Below are 20,140 nucleotides of genomic sequence, written 5' to 3'. Positions count from 1 at the left end.
AAAGGAGCGCAGATGTTTCGCCCCCGACTTCTCCTGACAGGCCTCGCCATCGCGCTGGGCGCCTGCTCTCCGCAGGACCAGCAGGCCGCCACCAGTGCCGCCATCGCCCAGCAGGTCATCCTGCCGACCTACAGCCGCTGGGCCGAGGCCGACAAGCAACTGGCCGCCAGCGCGTTGGCCTTCTGTGAAGGCAAGCAGGACCTGGCACAGGCCCGTGAGGCCTTCCTCCGGGCGCAGAAGGCCTGGGCCGAACTGCAACCGCTGCTGATCGGCCCGCTGGCCGAAGGCAACCAGGCCTGGCAGGTGCAGTTCTGGCCGGACAAGAAGAACCTGGTCGCCCGCCAGGTCGAGCAATTGGTCAAGTCCGACACGCCGCTGACCGGTGAAAGCCTGGCCAAGTCCAGCATCGTCGTGCAGGGCCTCAGCGCCTACGAGTACGTGCTCTTCGACAGCGGCCTGGACCTCGCCGACGCTGAGCAGAAGGCCCGCTACTGCCCGCTGCTGGAAGCCATCGGCGCGCACCAGCAGGCGCTCTCCGAACAGATCCTCGCCGGCTGGCAGAAGAACGACGGCATGCTCGCGCAGATGAGCAAATTCCCCAACGCGCGCTATGCCGAGTCCAAGGAAGCCATTTCCGACCTGCTGCGCGTCCAGGTCACCGCCCTGGATTCGCTGAAGAAGAAACTCGGCGCCCCGCTCGGCCGGCAGACCAAGGGCATTCCCCAGCCGTTCCAGGCCGAGGCCTGGCGCAGTCATGCTTCCCTGTCGAACCTGGCGGCGAGCCTGGAAAGCGCCGAACACGTCTGGTCGGGCGTCGACGGCAAAGGTCTGAAGGCCCTGATCGGCAGCGAGCACAAGGACCTCATCGACAAAATCGACGCCGCCTATGCCGACAGCCGCCGGCAGATGGCCGCGCTGCAGCCGCCGCTGGACGACTTGCTGAAGACCGACCAGGGCCGCGCCCAGCTGAACGCCTTCTACGACAGCCTGAACGTGGTCCATCGGCTGCACGAGCTGGAACTCGCCCGCGTGCTGGGCGTGCAGCTCGGCTTCAACGCCAACGACGGGGACTGATTCGGGAGAGTCGACGATGCTGCGCCACGTACAGAACCTCGGCAATGCACTGCTCAAGGCTGTTACCTCGGTTGAGTGGAAGTTCAATCGGCAGACCGCCCAGCCGCTGCTGCTGTCCGCTCGCGACGATGCCGACGGCGGCCACTACGCGGTCGGCTACCGCCTCGACGGCAGCCCGGCGTTCGTGACCCGTGTAGGCCTGCGCTGTCACGCCATCGTGCAGCATCCAGGCAAGCCGCTGGCGCTCTTCGTGGCGCGGCGACCGGGCACCGAGAGCTATCTGATCGACCTGCGCGACGGCCGCCTGCTGCAGACGCTGAAGTCCAATGCCGACCGGCATTTCTACGGTCATGGCGTGTTCCACAAGGATGGCGAGTGGCTCTACGCCACCGAGAATGACACCCGTGACCCGGGGCGCGGACGGCTCGGGGTCTACCGTTTCGACGGCGAACGACTGGTTCATACCGGCGAGCTTTCGACCCACGGGCTTGGCCCGCATGAGGTGTCATGGATGCCTGACGGGGAAACCCTGGTCGTCGCCAATGGCGGCATCCGCACCGAGGCCGAAAGCCGGGTCGAGATGAACCTCGATGCGATGGAGCCGAGCCTGGTCCTGATGCGCCGCGACGGCAGCCTGATCAGCCGCGAGACGCTCCCCGAACAGATGAACAGCGTGCGTCACCTGGCGATCGCCGCGGACGGCACCATCGTCGCCTGCCAGCAGTATATGGGCGCCAGCCACGACCGCGCCGCACTGCTGGCGATCAAGCGTCCCGGCGGGGCGTTCATGCCGTTCCCGGTCGAGGAGCCACAACGCCAGGCGATGGCGCAGTACACCGCCAGCGTGGCGATCAACGACGCGATGCGCCTGGTCGCGCTGACCGCGCCTCGCGGCAACCGTTTCTTCGTCTGGGATCTGGACAGCGGCGCGCTGCGCCTGGATGCACCGCTGCCCGACTGCGCGGGCGTCGCCGCGGTGGAACAGGGTTTCGTGGTCACGTCCGGCCAGGGGCGCTGCCGCCTCTACGACTGCCGCACCGGCGCCATCGAGGTCCGGCCACTGGAACTGCCCAGCGGGCTCTGGGACAACCATCTGCACGTGGCGTAACCCTGCGACGCCTTCATCGCGGAGGCGCCGATTCGATCAGCTGGGTGCGCGCAGGCCCTGGGCCAGGCTGAACATCAGCAACAGCAGGTCTTCGTCAGGTTGCGGCTGTACCTTCGCCCGCAGGTTGCCCGGCATCGGGCAATTCTTCGCCAGGCTCGGAAGCCCGCTGATCACCTTCGGCGCGGGCTCCGTCCAGGACGCTACGGCCAGGGAGGCGACGCCCAGCGCCGCGCAGAGAAACAGACCTCGAGCGATTTCTAGTCTCATCACTGCAACCCTTTGATTGGCCTGCCGAACGCCGCTCGGTAAACGTAGATCAGCTTCGCCCATTCGGCGGCACTGAACGACGAATGGCGCCGCAGCTGTCGCAGGTCGTGCTGCGCGGCGTGGCTCCGGGTCAGCCGGCGGCGGCTTTTTTCCAGATCGAGCAGCGCCACTTCGGCGCGCGCGTCGGCGCCCTCCCCGTTGACCCGCACGAACACGTGCTTTCCATACATGCAGCCATGCTGCCAGCGCGCGCGGTGCATGCGCGCCAGGGTGGCCGCCAGTTGGTGCAGCAGTTGCTCGTGCAGACGTTCGTCGTAACGCTCGCGCGCACCGCCGGCATACCAGGCATCGAGGTCCTGGAAACCGTCGAGCGACTCGGTGACCAGCAGTCCGCGCCAGCCGGTATCGGCGCTGAACGAGGTGGAGCAGTGCACGACATTCGGCACGCGCACGCCCAGGTCGGTCATGCGGCGCAGCGCATCGTGCTCGCGCAGCACCGTGGGCCGGCCGAGCGGATAACGCAGGCTGCGATACAGATGGCCAACCTGGCGCTTGGCATAGAGCACGCGGTCCATCTCCTGCAACCGCTGCACGCCGCTCTCCCCGCCCCGCCGCTGGTTGGGTTGCTCGACCCAGTCACCCTGGCGCTGCCACCAGGCATCGAAGGTGTCGAGCGGTGGCGTGGACGGCGGAAGCTCCGGCGTCGGCATCTCGAGGCAGTTCATGCCCGCATGTCCTTGCGCAGAACGTAGACGCGCCACATCGCGTACAGCGGCAGGAAATCCAGGTGACGCTGGATGCTGAAACCGGCGTCGGCGAACTCCTGCTCGATGGTTTGCGCCGGAATCACGAAACGGTTCTGGAAGTCCGCATCGTCGGCGCCCTGTTGCCGGCGCTGCTCCAGGCGCTTGCGCCGCCAGGACTTGTAGTTGCCGTCCACCCATAGCGAAACGATCAGGCTGTCGCGAGTCACGCGGTGGCACTCGCTGAGCATCTTCTGCCGGTCCGCCGCGTTGCCGACGTGATGCAGCAGACGCATGCAGAAGATGCTGTCCACGGAGTTATCCGGCAGGTTGATGGCGAAGGCCGAGGTCTGCAACGTCTGCACGCGTCGGGTGACCGATTCAGGCTGGCGCTGCATGGCCACCTTCAGCATGTCCGCGGAATTGTCGGCGCCGATGATCACGCGGTTCTGGCGCTCGGCGAGCAGCGGCCAGAAGCGCCCGGCGCCGCACGGCAGGTCGAGGACCAGGCTCGGCTCGCCGGCGATCTGCAGGGCGCGGCGGGCCAGTTGCTCGTCGCGTCTGTGGGAGAGCGTGCGCCAGAATCCGTTGGCGTGTTTCCGTCCATAGGCTTCGGCATGCTCGCGATCGTACTTGTGGGAGAACTCAAGATCGACGGTATCGCTCATGGAAAAGGCCACCACTGGGAAAGATGGCGGCACCTTATCCAGCGAGCCGTTAACCGGGAGTCAAGGCAATGTGAAAATTGCGTCAAACCGCCGCTGCGAGCTCTCCGCCCAGGGTGACCTGGAAACGACATCCGCCCGACTCCGCCGCCGACAGGCTGACGCTCCAGCCCTGGCTCTCACAGATCCGCTTGACCAGCGAAAGGCCCAGGCCGAGCCCGTCGCCGCGCTGCTCGACGCCCCGCACGAAGGGCTCGAACACCGCCTCGCGCTGTGCCTCGGGAATCCCATGTCCGCTGTCCTCGACATAGAAGCCGGTGGCCTGCAGTTGCAGGCAGATCCAGCCGTTGTCGGTGTAGTGCAGCGCGTTGCGCAGCAGGTTGCCCAGCACCGCGCGCAGGAAGGGCGCGTTGTAGCCGATCGGCAGGGCGCCGTTGACGTGGTATTCGAAGCGCAGCCCCTTGTCCTCGATCGCACTGCGCCATTGCCCGACCAGATCGTTGGCCACTTCCATCAGCGTGGCCAGTTGCCCCTCGCTGGAGTTAGCCGGCTGCGCGCGCGCCAGCAGCAGGAAGGTGTGCACCAGCTCGCGCATTTCCTCGCAGGCGCGCGACATGCGCAGCACCTGCGCCCGGCCGCGCTCGCCCAGGCCCGGGTTTTCCAGCAGCAGTTCGCAGGAACTCGCCAACACCATCAACGGCGTGCGCAGCTCATGGCTGACGTCGCTGGTGAACAGTCGTTCGCGGGTCAAGGCCTCGCGCAGCAGGCCGAGCGTGGCATCGAACGCCGCCGCCACTTCGCCGACTTCGTCGGCGGCGTAATCCGGCGCCAGCGGCGGTGCGAGCACCAGCAGCTGGTCGCGATGACGAACCTGCCGCGCCAGGCGGATCACTGGCGCCATCACCCGCCGCGCGAGCAGCCAGCCGAGCAGCCCGCCCAGCGCCAGGCTGATCAGGAAGCCCACCAGCACCACCGCGAAGAGCACCTGCTCGCGCGCCTCGAAGCCACGCTGGTCCTGCATCAGCACGTATTTGCGGCCATCCACGGTACGCACGAACACGTGGTAGGAGATGTCGCCGCGGAAGACTTCGTTGAAGCCCGGCGGCAGGTGCTTGACGTCCTCGGGCAGGGCGAACTCGCCGACGCCGCCGCTATAGTAGAAGAACTGATCCGGCTCCGGCTGCGAGCGCCACGACTCGACCGAATCCATGCGCAGCAGACGGTCCAGATCGCCGCCCAGCTCGCCAGTGATCAGGCGTTCCTCGACCACGTGGACGACGTTGACGATACCGATGGCGAAGGCGCCGGCGACCAGTGCGGTCACCAGGACGAACGCGATGACTATGCGTCGCGAGAGGCTCTGCTTATACTCCATCGCCATCATCCGCCAGGCGATAGCCGATGCCATGCACGGTGTGCATCAGCGCGCGGGCGAACGGTTTGTCGATCACCTGGCGCAGCTGGTGCACATGGCTGCGCAGGCTGTCGCTGTCCGGGCAGTCGTCGCCCCATACGGCTTCTTCGAGGACCTCGCGGCGCACGACGTGCGGGCTTTTCTGCATCAGCACGGTGAGCAGCTTCTGGCCAATCGGGTTGAGCTTGAGCATCTTGCCGGCGCGGGCCACTACCAGGGTGTCCAGGTCGAAGGTCAGGTCGGCCACCTGCAATTGACGGCGTCCGCCGCCCTGGGCCCGGCGCAGCACCGCCTCGATGCGCGCCGCCAGCTCGGACAATGCGAAGGGCTTGATCAGGTAGTCGTCGGCACCGGAATTGAACCCCTGCAGGCGGTCGTCCAACTGGTCCCGGGCGGTGAGCATGATCACCGGCGTGTTACGCCGGGCATCCTCGCGAAGTCGCTTGCACAGCGTGCAGCCGTCGAGTCCCGGCAGCATGATATCGAGGACGATCAGGTCATAGTGCTCGGTGGCGGCCAGGTGCAGGCCGGACAGCCCGTCCTGGGCGCAGTCCACGCTATAGCCCTTGATACTCAGGTAGTCGAGCATATTGCCCAGGATGTCGCGGTTGTCTTCGACCAGCAGGATGCGCATGGAATGTCCTCAGGGCGCGCCCGTTGGGGCGGCGGTGGCGAATGATTGCACGGGGAAGACTAGACCGTTTCGTTTTGACGAATTTTTAACTGCCGATTCACCTGGCTGCGACATATCCGGGACCAGACTGCCGCGCATCGTTCAACCCGGAAAAATCGCAATGCGAACCCTCATGCGCTCGGCGCCCCTGCGTTACCTGTCCCTCATTCTCGGCCTCTGGCTGGGCGTATTCCTGTTGACCCGCAGCCTGCTCCTGGTGACTCACCTGAGCGAGGCCGGCAGCGACGCCAGCAGCCTGCTGCGCCTGTATGGCATCGGCCTGCTCTACGACCTCGGCTTCCTCGCGTACGCCGCCGTGCCGCTGGCGGCCTTGCTGTTGCTCTGCCCGTCCCGTATCTGGCGGCGCGGCGGCTGGCGCACGACGCTCGGCGTGCTGCTAGGCGCCAGCCTGTTCGTCATGCTCTTCGTCGCCGTCGCCGAATGGCTGTTCTGGGACGAATTCGGCGTGCGCTTCAACTTCATCGCGGTGGACTACCTGGTTTACTCCGATGAAGTGCTGCACAACCTCTGGGAGTCCTACCCGATTGGCAAGCTGCTGAGCGCCATCGCCGCCGTAGCGCTGATTTCCACCCTGCTGCTGCGCGCTCCGTTGCGCGGTGCCTGGAGTGCGCCGCTGCCGAGCTGGCGGGCACGCCTGGGCGGTCTCGCCGCGGTTGGGTTGTGTGCGGCGCTCGCCGGCCTGCTGCTGGATCAGGATCACCCGCGCGGCATCGGCGGCAACGCCTATCAGCATGAACTGGCGAGCAACGGCCCCTATCAGTTCTTCGCCGCGTTCCGCAGCAACGAGCTCGACTACAACCAGTTCTACGCCAAGCTGCCGACCGCCCAGGTAGCCGAAATACTGCGCCAGGAGCTGGCCGAGCCGAACGTCAGTTTCGTCGGCCGCGACCCGCTGGACATCCGCCGCAGCATCGACAATCCCGGCCAGCCACGCCGGTTGAACGTGGTGCTGGTGACCATCGAGAGCCTCTCCGCCAAGTATCTGGGCAGCAACGGCGACAAGCGCGGGCTGACGCCGAACCTCGATGCGCTACGCCAGCAGAGCCTCTACTTCAACAACTTCTACGCCACTGGAACCCGCACCGACCGGGGCCTCGAGGCGATCACCCTGTCGGTCCCACCGACGCCCGGGCGTTCCATCGTCAAGCGCATCGGCAAGGAAAGCGGCTTCGCCAGCCTCGGCCAGCAGCTCGTCGCGCAGGGCTACGACAGCGTCTTCGCCTACGGTGGACGCGGCTATTTCGACAACATGAACGCCTTCTTCGGCGGCAACGGCTATCGCATCGTCGACCAGAGTTCGGTGCCTGAATCCGACATCCACTTCAAGAACGCCTGGGGCATGGCCGACGAGGACCTGTACGCCCAGACGCTGAAACTGGCGGATACCGATCACGCACAGGGCAAGCCGTTCCTGCTGCAACTGATGACCACCTCCAACCACCGCCCCTACAGCTACCCGGACGGGCGTATCGACATCCGCTCCGGCGAGGGCCGCGAGGGCGCCGTGAAGTACACCGACTGGGCAATCGGCGATTTCCTCGCCAAGGCGCGGCAGAAGCCCTGGTTCGACGACACCCTGTTCGTCTTCGTTGCCGACCATTGCGCGGGCAGCGCCGGGGTGGAGGACCTGCCTGTCGCCAACTACCAGATCCCGCTGTTCATCTATTCGCCAAAATGGGTGAAGCCCGCCGAGAACGCCCAACTGGCCAGCCAGATCGACCTTGCGCCCACCCTGCTCGGCCTGCTGAACATGGACTACACCTCGACCTTCTTCGGCCGCAACCTGCTGCAGGAAAACGCCGCACCGCCCCGCGTGCTGCTGGGCAACTATCAGCACCTGGGGCTGTTCGATGGCCACGACCTGGCGATTCTCAGCCCACGCCAGGTGATGCGTCGGCATGACGATGCCCTCGGCGCCAGCCGCGAGCGCAGCGTGGCCAACGACGACCCGCTGCTGCAGCGCGACATCGCCTACTACCAGGCGGCCAGTCACGGCTTCCGCCACCAGTTGCTCAGTTGGCAACCCTCGTCCGCCGGCAACGACCGGATCGACCAACGCTGATCTTAGGAGCGCTCATGACTACACAGAAGCTACTGCATCCTTCGCCGCGGCTACGCCTGTGGGCAAGCCTGGGAATTCCGCTGGCGATCGCCGCTCTATTGCTGATCTTCGAGCCCACCCGCCTGGATTTCGCCATTTCCGACCTGTTCTACCTGCCCGACGAAGGCTTCGTCGCTCGCCACAACGTATTCTTCGAGGAGTGGTTTCACGACCGCGCCAAGCAGGCGGTGATCCTGGTCGGCGTGCTGTCGATCGCCGGCCTGCTGCTGAGCTTCGTGAACCGCCGCTGGGCCGCTTGGCGCTTGCCGTTCGGCTATCTGGTGCTGGCGATGGGACTGTCGACCGCCATCGTGCCGCCGCTGAAAACACTCACCGGCGTGCATTGCCCGTGGGACCTGACCCGCTACGGGGGTGGCGAGACCTACAGCCCGCTGCTCGGCGAGCGCGCACCGACGCTGAAGCCCGGTCGCTGCTGGCCGGGCGGGCATGCCAGCAGCGGCTTCACGTTCTTTGCGTTGTACTTCCTGCTGCGCGACAGGCGCCCACGGCTGGCGAAAGTGGCGCTGGTCGGCGCCTTCGCGCTGGGCACCGCGCTGTCGCTGGTGAGGATGATGCAGGGCGCGCACTTCCTCTCGCACAACATCTGGACGGCCGTGTTCGACTGGCTGATCTGCCTGGGCTGCTACGCGCTGATGCTCTACCAGCCCGCGCCGAAGGGCAGCTTCGCCCCGCCATTGGGCGATCAGGCCGCCAGCAGTTCGCCGTAGCGGATCGCCATCTCGCTGGAGAAGGCCACCAGTAGCGCCCGGCGCAGCGGACTGCCGTCCGCCCTCGGACGGCGCAGTTCGTCCACCGCGATGCGCGCTGCAGCGGCCGGAGGATAGCCGTAGATGCCGCAACTGATGGCCGGAAAGGCAATGCTGTCCAAGCCATGGGCTTCGGCCAGCGCCAGGCTGTTGCGGTAGCAGGCCGCGAGCAACTGCGCCTCGCCCTGGCCGCCGCCGTGCCAGACCGGCCCAACGGTGTGGATCACATGGCATGCCGGCAAGCGGAAACCGGGAGTGATGCGCGCCTCGCCCGTGGGGCAGCCGCCGAGCGGTCGGCAGGCGGCGAGCAATTCGGGGCCGGCGGCGCGGTGGATCGCGCCGTCCACTCCGCCGCCGCCGAGCAGGCTGGCGTTGGCGGCATTGACGATCGCCGCCACCTCCAGCGTGGTGATGTCGCCCTGCCAGATTTCGATCTTCACTTCGTGACCTGAGGCGTCTCTTCGCCGACGCATCGCACCGCCTGCTTGCGGTCGTTGACCAGCACGCCGGACAGGCCGCGCTGCTCGGTATCGAACAGCACGAGAACGCCGTCGATGCACTGGGCAATCTGGTCGGCGCGGGTCAGCGAGACCTTGTAATCCTGACCGGGAATGGTCTTGAGCATGGTGAACTCGGCCAGCAGCAGCGCGTCCTCCGGCTTGGCGAAGTGCAGGTAGCCGTAGTACGACAGTGCGGCGACGGTGCCAACGACGCTGCCGATGGCGGTGAGGATCAACGGAATGGGATTGCGTTCGCTCATGGTCACTTCTTCGAGAACGGAGGTTGTGGGCAGCGGGGACATGCACCCGCCACGATTGGGAGCGGCATGCTGCCATGGAATGCTGGTCGGTGCTTGGCACCGATCAAGATTATGCGCGACGGTTCGCCGCGTGGCGGCTAGAGGATATTGGCGTAATCCGCCTCGATGCGATCCAGGCTCAGGTGGTTGAGAAAGTTGGAAAAGCACATCCAGGCGGCCAGCGCGTTGAGGTCGCGGAACTGCGGCGGGAGGTACTTGGGCGGCGCCACCAGGCCCTCGTCGACCAGCTGGCGCAGGGTGCGCATGTCCTCCAGGGTGGTCTTGCCGCAGAACAGCAGGGGAATCTGCTCCAGCTTGCCCTTGCGCACCGCCAGCTGGATGTAGTTGTAGATCAGGATGAAGCCCTTCAGATACGACAGGTCCTTGGTGAACGGCAACCCGTCCGGGGTGGAGCCGCGGAACACCCGGCTGCTGTTGGCGTAGCTGGAGTCCTCGCTATAGCCCTGCTCGCGGAAGAACTCGAAGATCTGCAGAAAATCCGCGCCCTCCTCAGCCATGTGGATCGCGCGGGTGCGGTTGGTCAGCTTGCGCAGACGGCTTGGGTAGGACGTGAAGGCGATCACTTCCATGAGGATCGCCAGGCCCTCCTGAGTCACGGTCGAGGACGGCGGGCCCTTGGAGAGGAAGGTGCAGATCGGCTGGTTCAGCCCGTTCAGCGTGGTGCCGACGTGTACCAGCCCTTCGTGAACCTCCAGCGCGCGCACGTCGCGCTCATTGAACAGCGCGTCCGTGCGGACCTTGATGTAGTCGGCGCCGGCCGCCGCATCGGCGACGATGCCGTCGGACTCGAACACGCGGATGATGCCCTCGCCGGCACCGAACACTTCGTCCAGCCGGCGCTGCAGCATGGCCACGGCTTCCTTGGCGGTCAGCGTCTTCGGCTCGTCCTTGAGATCGCCACGGCCGTCGATGTTGTTCAGGTAATCCGAGAGCATCAGGCCGAGGTCGGCCAGGGTCGGATCGCCGGCGTGGAAGGCGTCCGAGGCGGCGCCGTAGAGTTCCTGGGAAATCAGCCCGAAATCCGCGGTGCCGCGCGCTTCGAGCATGCGGATCACCATGCGGTACTCCTTGCACATGCGCCGCATGATCTGCCCGACGGGGTTGAACTGGCCGAGCTGGCGGGTGACGTCGCGCTCGATGTTCTGCAGCTCGAGCTTCTTCGCCGCACCGTCGAAACCCAGCGGACGCGCTTCGTAATAGGCGCGATCGACCGCCGGCAGGCGCTTGCAGCCGTCGTCGAAGAAGCCCTGGCGGATGCTCTCGTCCCACTTCACGGCATCGAGGATGCGGATCGGTGCCTGCGCCTCGACGATGCGGTCGGACAGGGCGCGCACGATGCGCTGATAGTCGTCCAGGTTGCTGCCGTTGCTCATGGCTCCCTCACTGTCCCAGGCGCTGGTAGCGCGCCGCTTCGACGAAGACATCCGAATTGGCCGGATCGTCCAGGTAGGCGAACACCGCCGGCCACGGGCTGTCGATCAGCGCGCCGTCGCCTTCCGCGGTCTCCACGCGCCGCCCCTGCAACATACCGCCCTGGATATCCTGGAGGATGCGCTCGATGTCGAGGGTGTAGACCAGCAGCTCGCCGTTGTCGGTCAACTCGAAACCGCCGATGGCGAAATTGCCGCCGAACTTCTTCGGCAGGCCGGCGGAGAGGTACCAGCGGCGGCCGTGATGGGCGACGGTGAAACCGTACTCGTCGGCGCCCGCCAGGTTGTCCGCGCTCTCGGAATAGACCCGCGCCTGATACAGGTTGCTGCCAGCGCGGCGGATGTCGAGGAATTGCTGCACGCCCCATTCGTCCTTGCGCGTCCATTCGCCGAGCAGCGGAATGGGCGCGGCCTCGTTGGCCGGGATCGGGTCCTTGAAGGTCGCCAGGCAACCGCCAAGCAGAAGACAGGTGACCGCGACCAGCGCGCGCCAGGGAATCATCGGGAATCTTCCTCTTATGGGTGACGCATCGGGCTCCGCCCGACGGCGCGGAGCGAGCCGCAAAGCCGTTGGATCTTCCATTCCAGGGCGCGGGGCGTCAATCCCCGAGGCGCTGCGGGCCTGGCGGACGGATCAGTTCGATGGGGCTTTCGCACCCGCCATCTAAGCAACCCAGCGGTTCGTCAGCCTGAGATGGAACCCATGAAAAAGCCGCCCTCGGGCGGCTTTTTCAATGCGGAGCGATCAGAGTTCCGGGCGCATGTGCGGGAACAGGATCACGTCGCGGATCGACGGCGAGTCGGTCAGCAGCATCACCAGGCGGTCGATGCCGATGCCCTCGCCGGCAGTCGGCGGCATGCCGTACTCCAGCGCGCGGACGAAGTCGGCGTCGAAGTGCATCGCCTCGTCGTCGCCGGCATCCTTGTCCGCGACCTGGGCGTGGAAACGCGCGGCCTGGTCTTCGGCATCGTTCAGCTCGGAGTAGGCGTTGGCGATCTCGCGGCCGCCGATGAACAGCTCGAAGCGGTCGGTGACGCTCGGGTCGGCATCGTTGCGGCGCGCCAGCGGCGACACCTCGAACGGGTACTGGGTGATGAAGTGCGGCTGCTCCAGCTTGTGCTCGACCAGCTCTTCGAAAATCATCACCTGCAGCTTGCCCAGGCCCTCGAAGCCCAGCACCTTGGCGCCGGCCTTCTTGGCGATGGCGCGGGCGGTGTCGATGTCCTGCAGGTCAGCCGCGGTGATTTCCGGGTTGTACTTGAGGATCGAGTCGAACACCGACAGCCGCGCGAACGGCTCGCCGAAGTGGAACACCTTGTCGCCGTAAGGCACGTCGGTGGTCCCCAGAACCAGCTGGGCCAGTTCGCGGAACAATTCCTCGGTCAGGTCCATGTTGTCTTCGTAGTCGGCGTAGGCCTGGTAGAACTCGAGCATGGTGAACTCGGGGTTGTGCCGGGTCGAAACGCCTTCGTTACGGAAGTTGCGGTTGATCTCGAAGACCTTCTCGAAGCCACCAACCACCAGGCGCTTGAGGTACAGCTCCGGAGCGATGCGCAGGAACATCGGCATGTCCAGCGCGTTGTGGTGGGTCTCGAACGGCTTGGCCGCCGCGCCGCCGGGAATGGTCTGCAGCATCGGTGTTTCCACTTCGAGGAAATCGCGCTCGGCGAGGAACTTGCGGATGTGCGCGATCACCTGAGAGCGCACGCGGAAGGTCTGGCGCACTTCCTCGTTGACGATCAGGTCGACGTAGCGCTGGCGGTAGCGCTGCTCGGTGTCGGTGAGGCCGTGGTGCTTGTCCGGCAACGGGCGCAGCGACTTGGTCAGCAGGCGCACGCTGTCCATGTAGACGTACAGGTCGCCCTTGCCGCTGCGCGCCAGGGTGCCCTCGGCGGCGATGATGTCGCCCAGGTCCCAGCTCTTCACCGCTTCAAGGGTTTCCGCGGGCAGCGTCTTGCGGTCGACGTAGACCTGCAGGCGGCCGCTGCTATCCTGCAGCACCATGAAGGCGCCGCGGTTGAGCACGATGCGACCGGCCACCTTGACCTTGATGCCGGCGGCTTCCAGCTCTTCCTTGGTCTTGTCGGCGTACTGCTTCTGCAGGAGGTCGCAGAGGCTGTCGCGGCGGAAGTCGTTGGGGAAGGGAATCGGCTGGGCTTCGCGCAGCGCGGCAAGTTTGTCCTTGCGCTGGGCGATCAGCTTGTTCTCTTCCTCATGCTGGGCATGCTCGTTCAGCGGTTGTTCGCTCATGGTCTTCGGTGGTTCCTGGTTAGGCGCGTGCCTGTGTCGAAACGGGTTAGCGCATCTGTCGCGCGGTGGCCGAGACGGATCGCCGGCCACTTTGCTGGGGTTATCGAAGCGGGCCCGCGAGTCCGGCCCACCCACGGGAACAGGGGCGTTTAAAGCCCCTGCTTCAGGCTGGCCTCGAGGTATTCGTCGATGTCGCCGTCCAGCACCTTGTCGCAGTCGCTGCGCTCGATGTTGGTCCGCAGGTCCTTGATCCGCGACTGATCGAGGACGTAGGAACGAATCTGGTGGCCCCAGCCGATATCCGACTTGGTTTCCTCCAGCGCCTGCGCGGCGGCGTTGCGTTTCATCATTTCCAGTTCGTACAACTTGGCCCGCAACATCTTCATCGCGGTGTCCTTGTTGGCGTGCTGGGAACGCTGGTTCTGGCACTGCACGACGGTGTTGGTCGGCACGTGGGTGATGCGCACCGCGGAGTCGGTGGTGTTCACGTGCTGGCCGCCGGCGCCGGACGAGCGATAGGTATCGATGCGCAGGTCGGCCGGGTTGATGTCGATGTCGATGTTGTCGTCGATTTCCGGCGAGGCGAACACCGCGGAAAACGAGGTGTGGCGACGGTTGCCGGAGTCGAACGGGCTCTTGCGCACCAGCCGGTGCACGCCGATCTCGGTGCGCAGCCAGCCGAACGCGTACTCGCCCTTGATGTGCACGGTGGCGCTCTTGATACCGGCGACCTCACCTTCGGAGAGCTCGACGATTTCCGCATCGAAGCCGCGCTTGTCGGCCCAGCGCAGGTACATGCGCAGGAGCATGTTCGCCCAGTCCTGGGCCTCGGTGCCGCCGGAGCCGGCCTGAATGTCCAGGTAGGCGTTGTTAGGGTCCATCTCGCCGCTGAACATGCGACGGAATTCGAGCTTCTCGAGAATCCCGCGCAGGCGCTCGACTTCCACGGCGACGTCGTCGACGGCGCTCTGGTCGCCCTCCTCGGCCGCCATTTCCAGCAGGTCGCGGGAATCCGCCAGCCCGCTTTCCATCTCGTCCAGGGTCTCGACGATCAGCGCCAGTTGCGCGCGCTCGCGGCCCAGGTTCTGGGCGTATTCGGGGTTGTTCCACACGGCCGGATCTTCCAGCTCGCGGTTGACTTCGGTCAGGCGTTCATTCTTCTGATCGTAGTCAAAGATACCCCCGAATGGTTTGGGAGCGTTCGTGCAAATCTTTGATGCTGTTAAGGATCGGGTTGATTTCCATGGCGGGCATCACTCACAGGCAAAACTTCGGAAAAGCCGGCGAGTATACGCGACTCCTGCTGACCTGGCAGCACACGCTGGGGCATACTCGCCGGCCACGTCAGGCCTCCGATAGGGACCCCCAGCGCCATGCACGCAACCCGTAGTCTGCGTAGCCGCTTCGCCCTGCTCATCGCACTGCTCGCCGTCACCCTCTGCCTGTTGCTCGGCGGCGCCATCTACAGCGAGTCGAGCAAACGCATCCGCCAGGAGGTGGGCCAGCAACTGGCCGACCTGTCCTACCAGATGATCGAGCGCCTGGACCGCGACATGGCCAACCGGGCGCGAATGCTCGATGTTCTCGCCTCGCTCAACACGCTGCGCGAACCCGACGACCTGGGGCAGATCCGCGCCCTGCTCGACCGCATGAAATCGCAATTCCAGAGCGTCGCCTGGACCGGCTACACGGACGCCCGGGGCAACGTCCTGGCCGCCACCGGCGGCGTGCTGGAAGGCGCCAACATCGCCCAGCGCCCGGTGTTCAGCGAAGGCATCAAGGGACGCTTCGTCGGCGACGTCCACGAAGCGGTGCTGCTCGCCAGGCTCCTGCCCAACCCGACCGGCGAAGCGATGAAGTTCGTCGACGTCGCCCTCCCGGTGAGCGCCCTGGACGGCCGCGTCATCGGTGTGCTCGCCACGCACCTGTCCTGGGCCTGGGCCGACGAGGTGCGACGCTCGCTGATGCTGCCGCAGCAGGAGCGCAACCAGGTGGAATTCCTCGTACTGTCGAGCGACCGCCGCGTGCTGCTCGGCCCGAAGGACATGATCGGCGAGCGCCTCGACCTGCCGGCGCTGGCCGACAAGCGGGACAACTTCTGGTCGGTGCAGGAGTGGTCGGACGAGCGCCTCTACCTCACCGGCTTCGCCCGCAGCCGCGGCAACGGCGATTACCGCGGCCTGGGCTGGACGGTGGTGACCCGCCAGCAGGTCGACCTGGCCTACGCGCCCGCCGTCGAGATGGGCCGCGACATCCTCGTCTGGGGCGCCGGCCTGGCGCTGATATTCGCCGCCATCGGCTGGCTGATGACGACCTATTACACTCGGCCGCTGCGCGAGATCGCCGCGGCCGCCGATCGCCTGAGCGCCGGCGAGATCGCGGTCATTCCGGAAGTCCGCGGCAGCCGCGAAATCCAGTCGCTGAGCCATTCGATACGCGGCATGGTGGAGAGCCTGATCCAGCAGAAAAGCGAACTGGGGATAATGGAGAACCTTGCCCACCACGACCCCCTAACCGGCCTGCCGAACCGCGCGGCGCTGGACAAGTTCCTGCGCTACGCCCAGCAGCAGGCGCACGGCACCCTGGCGCTGCTCTACCTCGACCTGGACGGTTTCAAGCCGATCAACGACCGCTTCGGCCACGGCGTCGGCGACCAGTTGCTGCGCGAGGTGGCGATCCGCCTGCGCGCCTGCCTGCGCGACGGCGACCTGGTGGCGCGCCTGGGCGGTGACGAGTTCCTGATGGTGCTCAAGGTGTCGAAGGAGGATGCGCCGATGCAGAGCGAACAGATCGCCGCCCGCGCGCTACGCGCCCTGCGCGAGCCCTTCCTGCTGGAAAGCCAGCAAGCCCAGGTGGGCTGCAGCATCGGCGGAGCGCTCTGGCCGCTGGACGCCGAAGGGATCGAACAGGCATTGGAACTGGCCGACCAGGCGCTGTACCGGGCCAAGTCGGCCGGGCGCAACCGGGCCGAATTCCACCGACCGTGGGTGCCGGCGGCCTAGTCGAGGGTCGCGCCTGGAAAGACGATCTAGGCTTCCACCGCCTGGCGTACCTGGCTCTCCAGCTCCAGCTTGAGTGCCGGGTCGATCCTCAGCTGGCGCGCCAGCTCTTCCAGATAGGCGCGCTCCATGAAGTGCTCCTCATCCACCATCAGCACGCTGGCCAGGTACATCTCGGCGGCCATTTCCGGGGTGCTCGCGGCGCGGGCGACATCGGCCGGATCGAGCGGCTTGTTCAACTCCGCTTCCATCCACTGGCGCACCTCGCGGTCGTCGGTGAGCTTGACCAGTTCGCCCTCGATCAACTGGCGCTCGCGATCATCGACGTGTCCGTCGGCCTTGGCCGCGGCGAGCAATGCCTTGAGGATCGCCTGGCTGTGCTCCTCGACCAGCGGCGCGGGCAGGCGGTCCAGGGTCTGCGGCTCGCCCCGCGGCGCATCGGCCTGCTGGCTCTGCCAGTTGCCGTAAGCCTTGTAGGCGAGCACGCCGAGCGCCGCGAGGCCACCGTAGGTGAGCACCTTGCCGCCCACCTTGCGCGCGCTCTTGTTGCCCAGCAGCAGGCCGAACGCGCTGGCGCCCAGCGCACCGCCGGCCGCCCCCTTGAACAGATCGCCGTTGCTCCTGGCGCCACCGAGCATGCCGCCGAGGGCATCACCCAGGCCACCGAGTCCGCCGGCGGATTTACCAGTGGATTTCTGCTGCAACAGCTCCTGGCCGGATTTGAGCAACTGATCGAGCAAACCACGCGTATTCATGGGATTCCTCCGCGGAACGACAAAAAAGGCCTGCGGGAAATCTACCGCGCGGGCCCGCAGGGCGCGGTTTCAGAGTGCTTCCGGATATTGCCGCGCGGCAGCCGCGATCATTTCGATAAAAACGAACGCCCGTGGCATAGTTCGCGCAAATCCTTTAGCGAGCCCGCCGCCATGATGTCGCTACGCCAGATTCGCCACTTCATCGCTGTCGCCGAATCGGGCTCGATTTCCGCCGCCGCGCAGGCCGTGTTCATCTCGCAGTCGACTCTGACCCTGGCCATCCAGCAACTGGAGGAAGAGATCGGCGTCAGCCTGTTCAACCGCCACGCCAAGGGCATGTCGCTGACCCACCAGGGCCACCAGTTCCTGCGCCAGGCGCACCTGATCCTGGCCACCGTGGAAAACGCCAAGCGCAGCCTCCAGCAGAGCACCGAGCAGGTCGCCGGCTGCCTGACCATCGGCGTGACCAGCCTGGTCGCCGGCTATTACCTGGCCGACCTGATCACCCGCTTCCAGCGCGCCTACCCCAACGTGCAGACCCGCGTGGTGGAGGACGAACGCTCGTACATCGAGCACCTGCTGGTGTCCGGCGAGATCGATGTCGGCGTGCTGATCGTTTCCAACCTTGAGGACCGCCACGCGCTGCAGACCGAAGTGCTGACCCATTCGCCGCACCGGCTCTGGCTGCCCGCGCAGCATCCACTGCTGGAACGCGACAGCATCGGCCTCGCGGATGTCGGCGCCGAGCCGCTGATCCAGCTGAACGCCGACGAGATGGGTCTGCACACCCAGCGCATCTGGGCCCGCGCCGGGCTGACGCCGCACGTGACGCTGCGCACCGCCTCCGTGGAAGCGGTGCGCAGCCTGGTCGCCGCCGGGCTCGGATTGTCGATCCAGCCAGACATGACCTACCGGCCGTGGTCGCTGGAAGGCGACATCATCGAGGCACGGCCGCTGGCCGACCTCAGCGAACCGCTGGACGTCGGCCTGGCCTGGCGACGCGGCACCGCGCGACCGGCGCTGGTCGATCCGTTCCTCACCGTGGCCCGGGAAAAGCCCTCCGCACGCCGGCATTCGATTTAATCGAACGCGGCTTTCATTTTTTAGCATTTGTCGACCGCGATGCGGCCCTCTAGTCTCGGGTAAACACGAACAGGCGCTCAACGGCGCCGGGTTCGCGCAACCGAATCGCCACGGAACGCCGATCACGATGAATGCAATCAGCCCACTCGCCACCCTGCGCACCGATCTGCTGATCGGTGGCGAGCTGTCGCGCGGCGAAGGGCTGGTCGAGGCGATCATCGATCCGGCCAGCGGCGAGACGCTGGTGGAGGTCGCCGAGGCCTCGATCGATCAGGTGGAGGCCGCCATCGCCGCTGCCCAGCAGGCGTTTCCCGGCTGGTCGAAGACCACGCCGGCGCAACGTGCCCAGGCATTGCTGGCGATCGCCGACTGCATCGAAAGAAACGCCGACAGCCTGGCGCGGCTGGAATCGCTGAATTGCGGCAAGCCCCTGCACCTGGCGCGTCAGGACGACCTGACCGCGAGCGTCGACGTGTTCCGCTTCTTCGCCGGCGCGGTGCGCTGCCAGCAAGGCCAACTGGCCGGCGAGTACGTGCCTGGCCACACCAGCCTGGTGCGACGGGACCCGCTGGGCGTGGTCGCCTCCATCGCGCCCTGGAACTACCCGCTGATGATGGCCGCGTGGAAGATCGCGCCGGCCCTGGCGGCGGGCAACACCGTGGTGCTCAAGCCGTCCGAGCAGACGCCGCTGACGGCGCTGAAACTGGCCGAATTCCTCGCCGAGATCTTCCCCGCCGGGGTGGTCAACATCGTCTTTGGCCGTGGCGCCAGCGTCGGCACGCCGCTGGTGACGCACGCGCGCGTGCGCATGGTCTCGCTCACCGGCTCCATCGCCACCGGCGCCAACATCATCTCCAGCACCGCGGCCAGCGTGAAACGCATGCACATGGAACTGGGTGGCAAGGCACCCGTGCTGATCTTCGACGACGCCGACATCGAGGCCGCCGTCGAGGGCATCCGCACCTTCGGCTTCTACAACGCCGGACAGGACTGCACCGCTGCCTGCCGCATCTACGCACAGAAAGGCATCTACGAGAAATTCGTCGCCGCCCTGGGCGATGCCGTGGGCAGCCTGAAGACCGGCCTGCAGAACGACGCCGCCACCGAACTCGGCCCGCTGATTACCGCGCAGCATCGCGACCGCGTCAGTGGTTTCGTCGAGCGCGCCAGCGGCCAGTCGCACATCGAGGTGGTCACCGGCGGCAAGGCGGTCGCCGGAGACGGCTTCTTCTTCCAGCCCACGGTGCTGGCCGGCGCACAACAGGACGACGAAATCGTCCGCAACGAAGTGTTCGGCCCGGTGGTGTCGGTCACGCCGTTCGACGACGAGTTGCAGGCGCTGACCTGGGCCAACGATTCCGACTACGGTCTCGCCTCGTCGATCTGGACCCGCGACGTGGGCCGCGCGCACCGCCTCTCGGCGCGCCTGCAGTACGGCTGCACCTGGGTGAACACGCACTTCATGCTGGTCAGCGAAATGCTCCACGGCGGCGTCAAGCGCTCCGGCTACGGCAAGGACATGTCGATGTACGGGCTGGAGGACTACACCGCGGTGCGCCACGTGATGTTCAAGCACTGAAGCTGTCGCGCAGGGCGCCCCTGCGCCGCAGGGGCCGCGCCTAGGTGCGTGCCTCGTTGTGGCCCAGGTCACGCCCGGGGTCGATGCGGTCGCGAACCCGCTGCTTGAGCACCTTGGCCTCGGGGAAACCGCCGTCCGCCTTGCGCTCCCAGAGCTGAACGCCGTCACAGGTGATGCGGAACACCCCGCCCGTGCCCGGCTCCAGGGCGACCCGGCCGAGGTCGTCGGCGAACGTGGACAGCAGCTCCTGCGCCAGCCAGGCGGCGCGCAGCAGCCACTGGCACTGGGTGCAATAGGTGATGACGATTTCGGGGCGTGGCGTGGGAAGGGTCATGGCGATCTCGCGGGCGGGCCGGGCGACCAGCATAACGGCAACCACGACCGGCGCCG

At 66.3% G+C, this 20,140-nt stretch carries 20 protein-coding genes; 7 read left to right on the top strand and 13 right to left on the bottom strand.

What is annotated here, in order from left to right:
* Window positions 1–12: 12 nt before the first annotated feature.
* Together QMX85_RS05245 and QMX85_RS05240 are read left to right on the top strand one after the other, a co-directional pair.
* On the top strand, window positions 13–1,074 hold the full coding sequence (locus QMX85_RS05245; protein ID WP_282339127.1) for an imelysin family protein: 1,062 nt from the start codon (window positions 13–15) through the stop codon (window positions 1,072–1,074).
* 16 nt (window positions 1,075–1,090) lie between these two features.
* The gene (locus QMX85_RS05240; RefSeq protein ID WP_282339126.1) at window positions 1,091–2,182 is read left to right on the top strand and encodes a DUF1513 domain-containing protein; all 1,092 of its coding nucleotides are present in this window, start codon (window positions 1,091–1,093) and stop codon (window positions 2,180–2,182) included.
* Between the two features lie 36 nt (window positions 2,183–2,218).
* On the opposite strand, the gene QMX85_RS05235 is transcribed toward QMX85_RS05240, so the two are convergent.
* From QMX85_RS05235 to QMX85_RS05215, 5 genes are all read right to left on the bottom strand, one after another.
* Complete coding sequence (locus QMX85_RS05235; RefSeq protein WP_090227552.1) at window positions 2,219–2,449, bottom strand: hypothetical protein; 231 nt, start codon at window positions 2,447–2,449, stop codon at window positions 2,219–2,221.
* The gene (locus QMX85_RS05230; protein WP_282339139.1) at window positions 2,449–3,159 is read right to left on the bottom strand and encodes a lipopolysaccharide kinase InaA family protein; all 711 of its coding nucleotides are present in this window, start codon (window positions 3,157–3,159) and stop codon (window positions 2,449–2,451) included. Before QMX85_RS05230 ends, QMX85_RS05235 begins: the two co-directional genes overlap by 1 nt.
* An 11-nt stretch (window positions 3,160–3,170) precedes the next feature.
* Window positions 3,171–3,860, bottom strand: a complete 690-nt coding sequence (locus QMX85_RS05225) for a class I SAM-dependent methyltransferase (RefSeq protein ID WP_282339125.1) — start codon at window positions 3,858–3,860, stop codon at window positions 3,171–3,173.
* A gap of 82 nt (window positions 3,861–3,942) precedes the next feature.
* On the bottom strand, window positions 3,943–5,232 hold the full coding sequence (locus QMX85_RS05220; RefSeq protein ID WP_282339124.1) for a HAMP domain-containing sensor histidine kinase: 1,290 nt from the start codon (window positions 5,230–5,232) through the stop codon (window positions 3,943–3,945).
* Window positions 5,222–5,905 (bottom strand): response regulator transcription factor, encoded by a 684-nt coding sequence (locus tag QMX85_RS05215; protein ID WP_282339123.1) that lies wholly within the window; start codon window positions 5,903–5,905, stop codon window positions 5,222–5,224. The genes QMX85_RS05220 and QMX85_RS05215 overlap by 11 nt, the downstream gene beginning before the upstream one ends.
* Before the next feature lie 160 nt (window positions 5,906–6,065).
* Between QMX85_RS05215 and QMX85_RS05210 the strand changes: the two genes are divergently transcribed.
* A complete protein-coding gene (locus QMX85_RS05210) occupies window positions 6,066–8,027 on the top strand; it encodes an LTA synthase family protein (RefSeq protein WP_282339122.1) in 1,962 nt (653 codons plus the stop codon).
* A gap of 14 nt (window positions 8,028–8,041) precedes the next feature.
* Entirely contained in the window at window positions 8,042–8,794 is a 753-nt protein-coding gene (locus tag QMX85_RS05205; protein WP_282339121.1) for a phosphatase PAP2 family protein, read from the top strand.
* Here the strand turns inward: QMX85_RS05205 and QMX85_RS05200 are convergent.
* The 6 genes from QMX85_RS05200 to prfB form a co-directional block, all read right to left on the bottom strand.
* Entirely contained in the window at window positions 8,770–9,273 is a 504-nt protein-coding gene (locus QMX85_RS05200) for an O-acetyl-ADP-ribose deacetylase (protein WP_282339120.1), read from the bottom strand. The genes QMX85_RS05205 and QMX85_RS05200 overlap by 25 nt on opposite strands.
* Entirely contained in the window at window positions 9,270–9,593 is a 324-nt protein-coding gene (locus tag QMX85_RS05195; protein WP_282339119.1) for a hypothetical protein, read from the bottom strand. Before QMX85_RS05195 ends, QMX85_RS05200 begins: the two co-directional genes overlap by 4 nt.
* A gap of 137 nt (window positions 9,594–9,730) precedes the next feature.
* Entirely contained in the window at window positions 9,731–11,026 is a 1,296-nt protein-coding gene (locus QMX85_RS05190; RefSeq protein ID WP_282339118.1) for a flavohemoglobin expression-modulating QEGLA motif protein, read from the bottom strand.
* A gap of 7 nt (window positions 11,027–11,033) precedes the next feature.
* The gene (locus tag QMX85_RS05185) at window positions 11,034–11,585 is read right to left on the bottom strand and encodes a hypothetical protein (protein WP_282339117.1); all 552 of its coding nucleotides are present in this window, start codon (window positions 11,583–11,585) and stop codon (window positions 11,034–11,036) included.
* A gap of 243 nt (window positions 11,586–11,828) precedes the next feature.
* On the bottom strand, window positions 11,829–13,334 hold the full coding sequence (lysS, locus tag QMX85_RS05180; RefSeq protein WP_282339116.1) for a lysine--tRNA ligase: 1,506 nt from the start codon (window positions 13,332–13,334) through the stop codon (window positions 11,829–11,831).
* Window positions 13,335–13,483: 149 nt separating this feature from the next.
* Window positions 13,484–14,579, bottom strand: a protein-coding gene (prfB, locus tag QMX85_RS05175; RefSeq protein WP_139210702.1) for a peptide chain release factor 2 whose coding sequence is annotated in 2 segments (ribosomal slippage) — window positions 13,484–14,506 and window positions 14,508–14,579 — 1,095 coding nt in all. Because the reading frame shifts where the segments join, the coding sequence is not laid out codon by codon here.
* Window positions 14,580–14,707: 128 nt separating this feature from the next.
* Between prfB and QMX85_RS05170 the strand changes: the two genes are divergently transcribed.
* Window positions 14,708–16,336 (top strand): diguanylate cyclase, encoded by a 1,629-nt coding sequence (locus tag QMX85_RS05170; protein ID WP_282339115.1) that lies wholly within the window; start codon window positions 14,708–14,710, stop codon window positions 16,334–16,336.
* Between the two features lie 26 nt (window positions 16,337–16,362).
* Here QMX85_RS05170 and QMX85_RS05165 read toward each other — a convergent pair whose 3' ends face one another.
* The gene (locus tag QMX85_RS05165; protein ID WP_282339114.1) at window positions 16,363–17,088 is read right to left on the bottom strand and encodes a tellurite resistance TerB family protein; all 726 of its coding nucleotides are present in this window, start codon (window positions 17,086–17,088) and stop codon (window positions 16,363–16,365) included.
* A 171-nt stretch (window positions 17,089–17,259) separates the two neighbouring features.
* Between QMX85_RS05165 and QMX85_RS05160 the strand changes: the two genes are divergently transcribed.
* Window positions 17,260–18,171 carry a LysR family transcriptional regulator gene (locus QMX85_RS05160; protein WP_090227584.1) on the top strand — a complete coding sequence of 304 codons (912 nt, stop codon included), beginning with the start codon at window positions 17,260–17,262 and terminating at the stop codon, window positions 18,169–18,171.
* Window positions 18,172–18,325: 154 nt separating this feature from the next.
* Window positions 18,326–19,750 (top strand): gamma-aminobutyraldehyde dehydrogenase, encoded by a 1,425-nt coding sequence (locus QMX85_RS05155; protein WP_282339138.1) that lies wholly within the window; start codon window positions 18,326–18,328, stop codon window positions 19,748–19,750.
* Window positions 19,751–19,790: 40 nt separating this feature from the next.
* Here the strand turns inward: QMX85_RS05155 and QMX85_RS05150 are convergent, their stop codons facing one another.
* Window positions 19,791–20,084, bottom strand: a complete 294-nt coding sequence (locus QMX85_RS05150) for a SelT/SelW/SelH family protein (RefSeq protein ID WP_273231377.1) — start codon at window positions 20,082–20,084, stop codon at window positions 19,791–19,793.
* Between the last annotated feature and the right edge of the window lie 56 nt (window positions 20,085–20,140).

This window comes from Pseudomonas sp. PS02288 (assembly GCF_029959715.1).
In the GTDB taxonomy this organism is placed as follows: domain Bacteria; phylum Pseudomonadota; class Gammaproteobacteria; order Pseudomonadales; family Pseudomonadaceae; genus Pseudomonas_O; species Pseudomonas_O kuykendallii.
This window is presented reverse-complemented; position numbering and strand designations above follow the sequence as displayed.

What these genes read in the sequence shown, in the direction of transcription:
- QMX85_RS05245 (WP_282339127.1), top strand. Translation starts at nt 13, where the DNA reads ATGTTTCGCCCCCGACTTCTCCTGACAGGCCTCGCCATCGCGCTGGGC.
- QMX85_RS05240 (WP_282339126.1), top strand. Translation starts at nt 1,091, where the DNA reads ATGCTGCGCCACGTACAGAACCTCGGCAATGCACTGCTCAAGGCTGTT.
- QMX85_RS05235 (WP_090227552.1), bottom strand. Translation starts at nt 2,449, where the DNA reads ATGAGACTAGAAATCGCTCGAGGTCTGTTTCTCTGCGCGGCGCTGGGC.
- QMX85_RS05230 (WP_282339139.1), bottom strand. Translation starts at nt 3,159, where the DNA reads ATGCCGACGCCGGAGCTTCCGCCGTCCACGCCACCGCTCGACACCTTC.
- QMX85_RS05225 (WP_282339125.1), bottom strand. Translation starts at nt 3,860, where the DNA reads ATGAGCGATACCGTCGATCTTGAGTTCTCCCACAAGTACGATCGCGAG.
- QMX85_RS05220 (WP_282339124.1), bottom strand. Translation starts at nt 5,232, where the DNA reads ATGGAGTATAAGCAGAGCCTCTCGCGACGCATAGTCATCGCGTTCGTC.
- QMX85_RS05215 (WP_282339123.1), bottom strand. Translation starts at nt 5,905, where the DNA reads ATGCGCATCCTGCTGGTCGAAGACAACCGCGACATCCTGGGCAATATG.
- QMX85_RS05210 (WP_282339122.1), top strand. Translation starts at nt 6,066, where the DNA reads ATGCGAACCCTCATGCGCTCGGCGCCCCTGCGTTACCTGTCCCTCATT.
- QMX85_RS05205 (WP_282339121.1), top strand. Translation starts at nt 8,042, where the DNA reads ATGACTACACAGAAGCTACTGCATCCTTCGCCGCGGCTACGCCTGTGG.
- QMX85_RS05195 (WP_282339119.1), bottom strand. Translation starts at nt 9,593, where the DNA reads ATGAGCGAACGCAATCCCATTCCGTTGATCCTCACCGCCATCGGCAGC.
- QMX85_RS05190 (WP_282339118.1), bottom strand. Translation starts at nt 11,026, where the DNA reads ATGAGCAACGGCAGCAACCTGGACGACTATCAGCGCATCGTGCGCGCC.
- QMX85_RS05185 (WP_282339117.1), bottom strand. Translation starts at nt 11,585, where the DNA reads ATGATTCCCTGGCGCGCGCTGGTCGCGGTCACCTGTCTTCTGCTTGGC.
- lysS (WP_282339116.1), bottom strand. Translation starts at nt 13,334, where the DNA reads ATGAGCGAACAACCGCTGAACGAGCATGCCCAGCATGAGGAAGAGAAC.
- QMX85_RS05170 (WP_282339115.1), top strand. Translation starts at nt 14,708, where the DNA reads ATGCACGCAACCCGTAGTCTGCGTAGCCGCTTCGCCCTGCTCATCGCA.
- QMX85_RS05165 (WP_282339114.1), bottom strand. Translation starts at nt 17,088, where the DNA reads ATGAATACGCGTGGTTTGCTCGATCAGTTGCTCAAATCCGGCCAGGAG.
- QMX85_RS05160 (WP_090227584.1), top strand. Translation starts at nt 17,260, where the DNA reads ATGATGTCGCTACGCCAGATTCGCCACTTCATCGCTGTCGCCGAATCG.
- QMX85_RS05150 (WP_273231377.1), bottom strand. Translation starts at nt 20,084, where the DNA reads ATGACCCTTCCCACGCCACGCCCCGAAATCGTCATCACCTATTGCACC.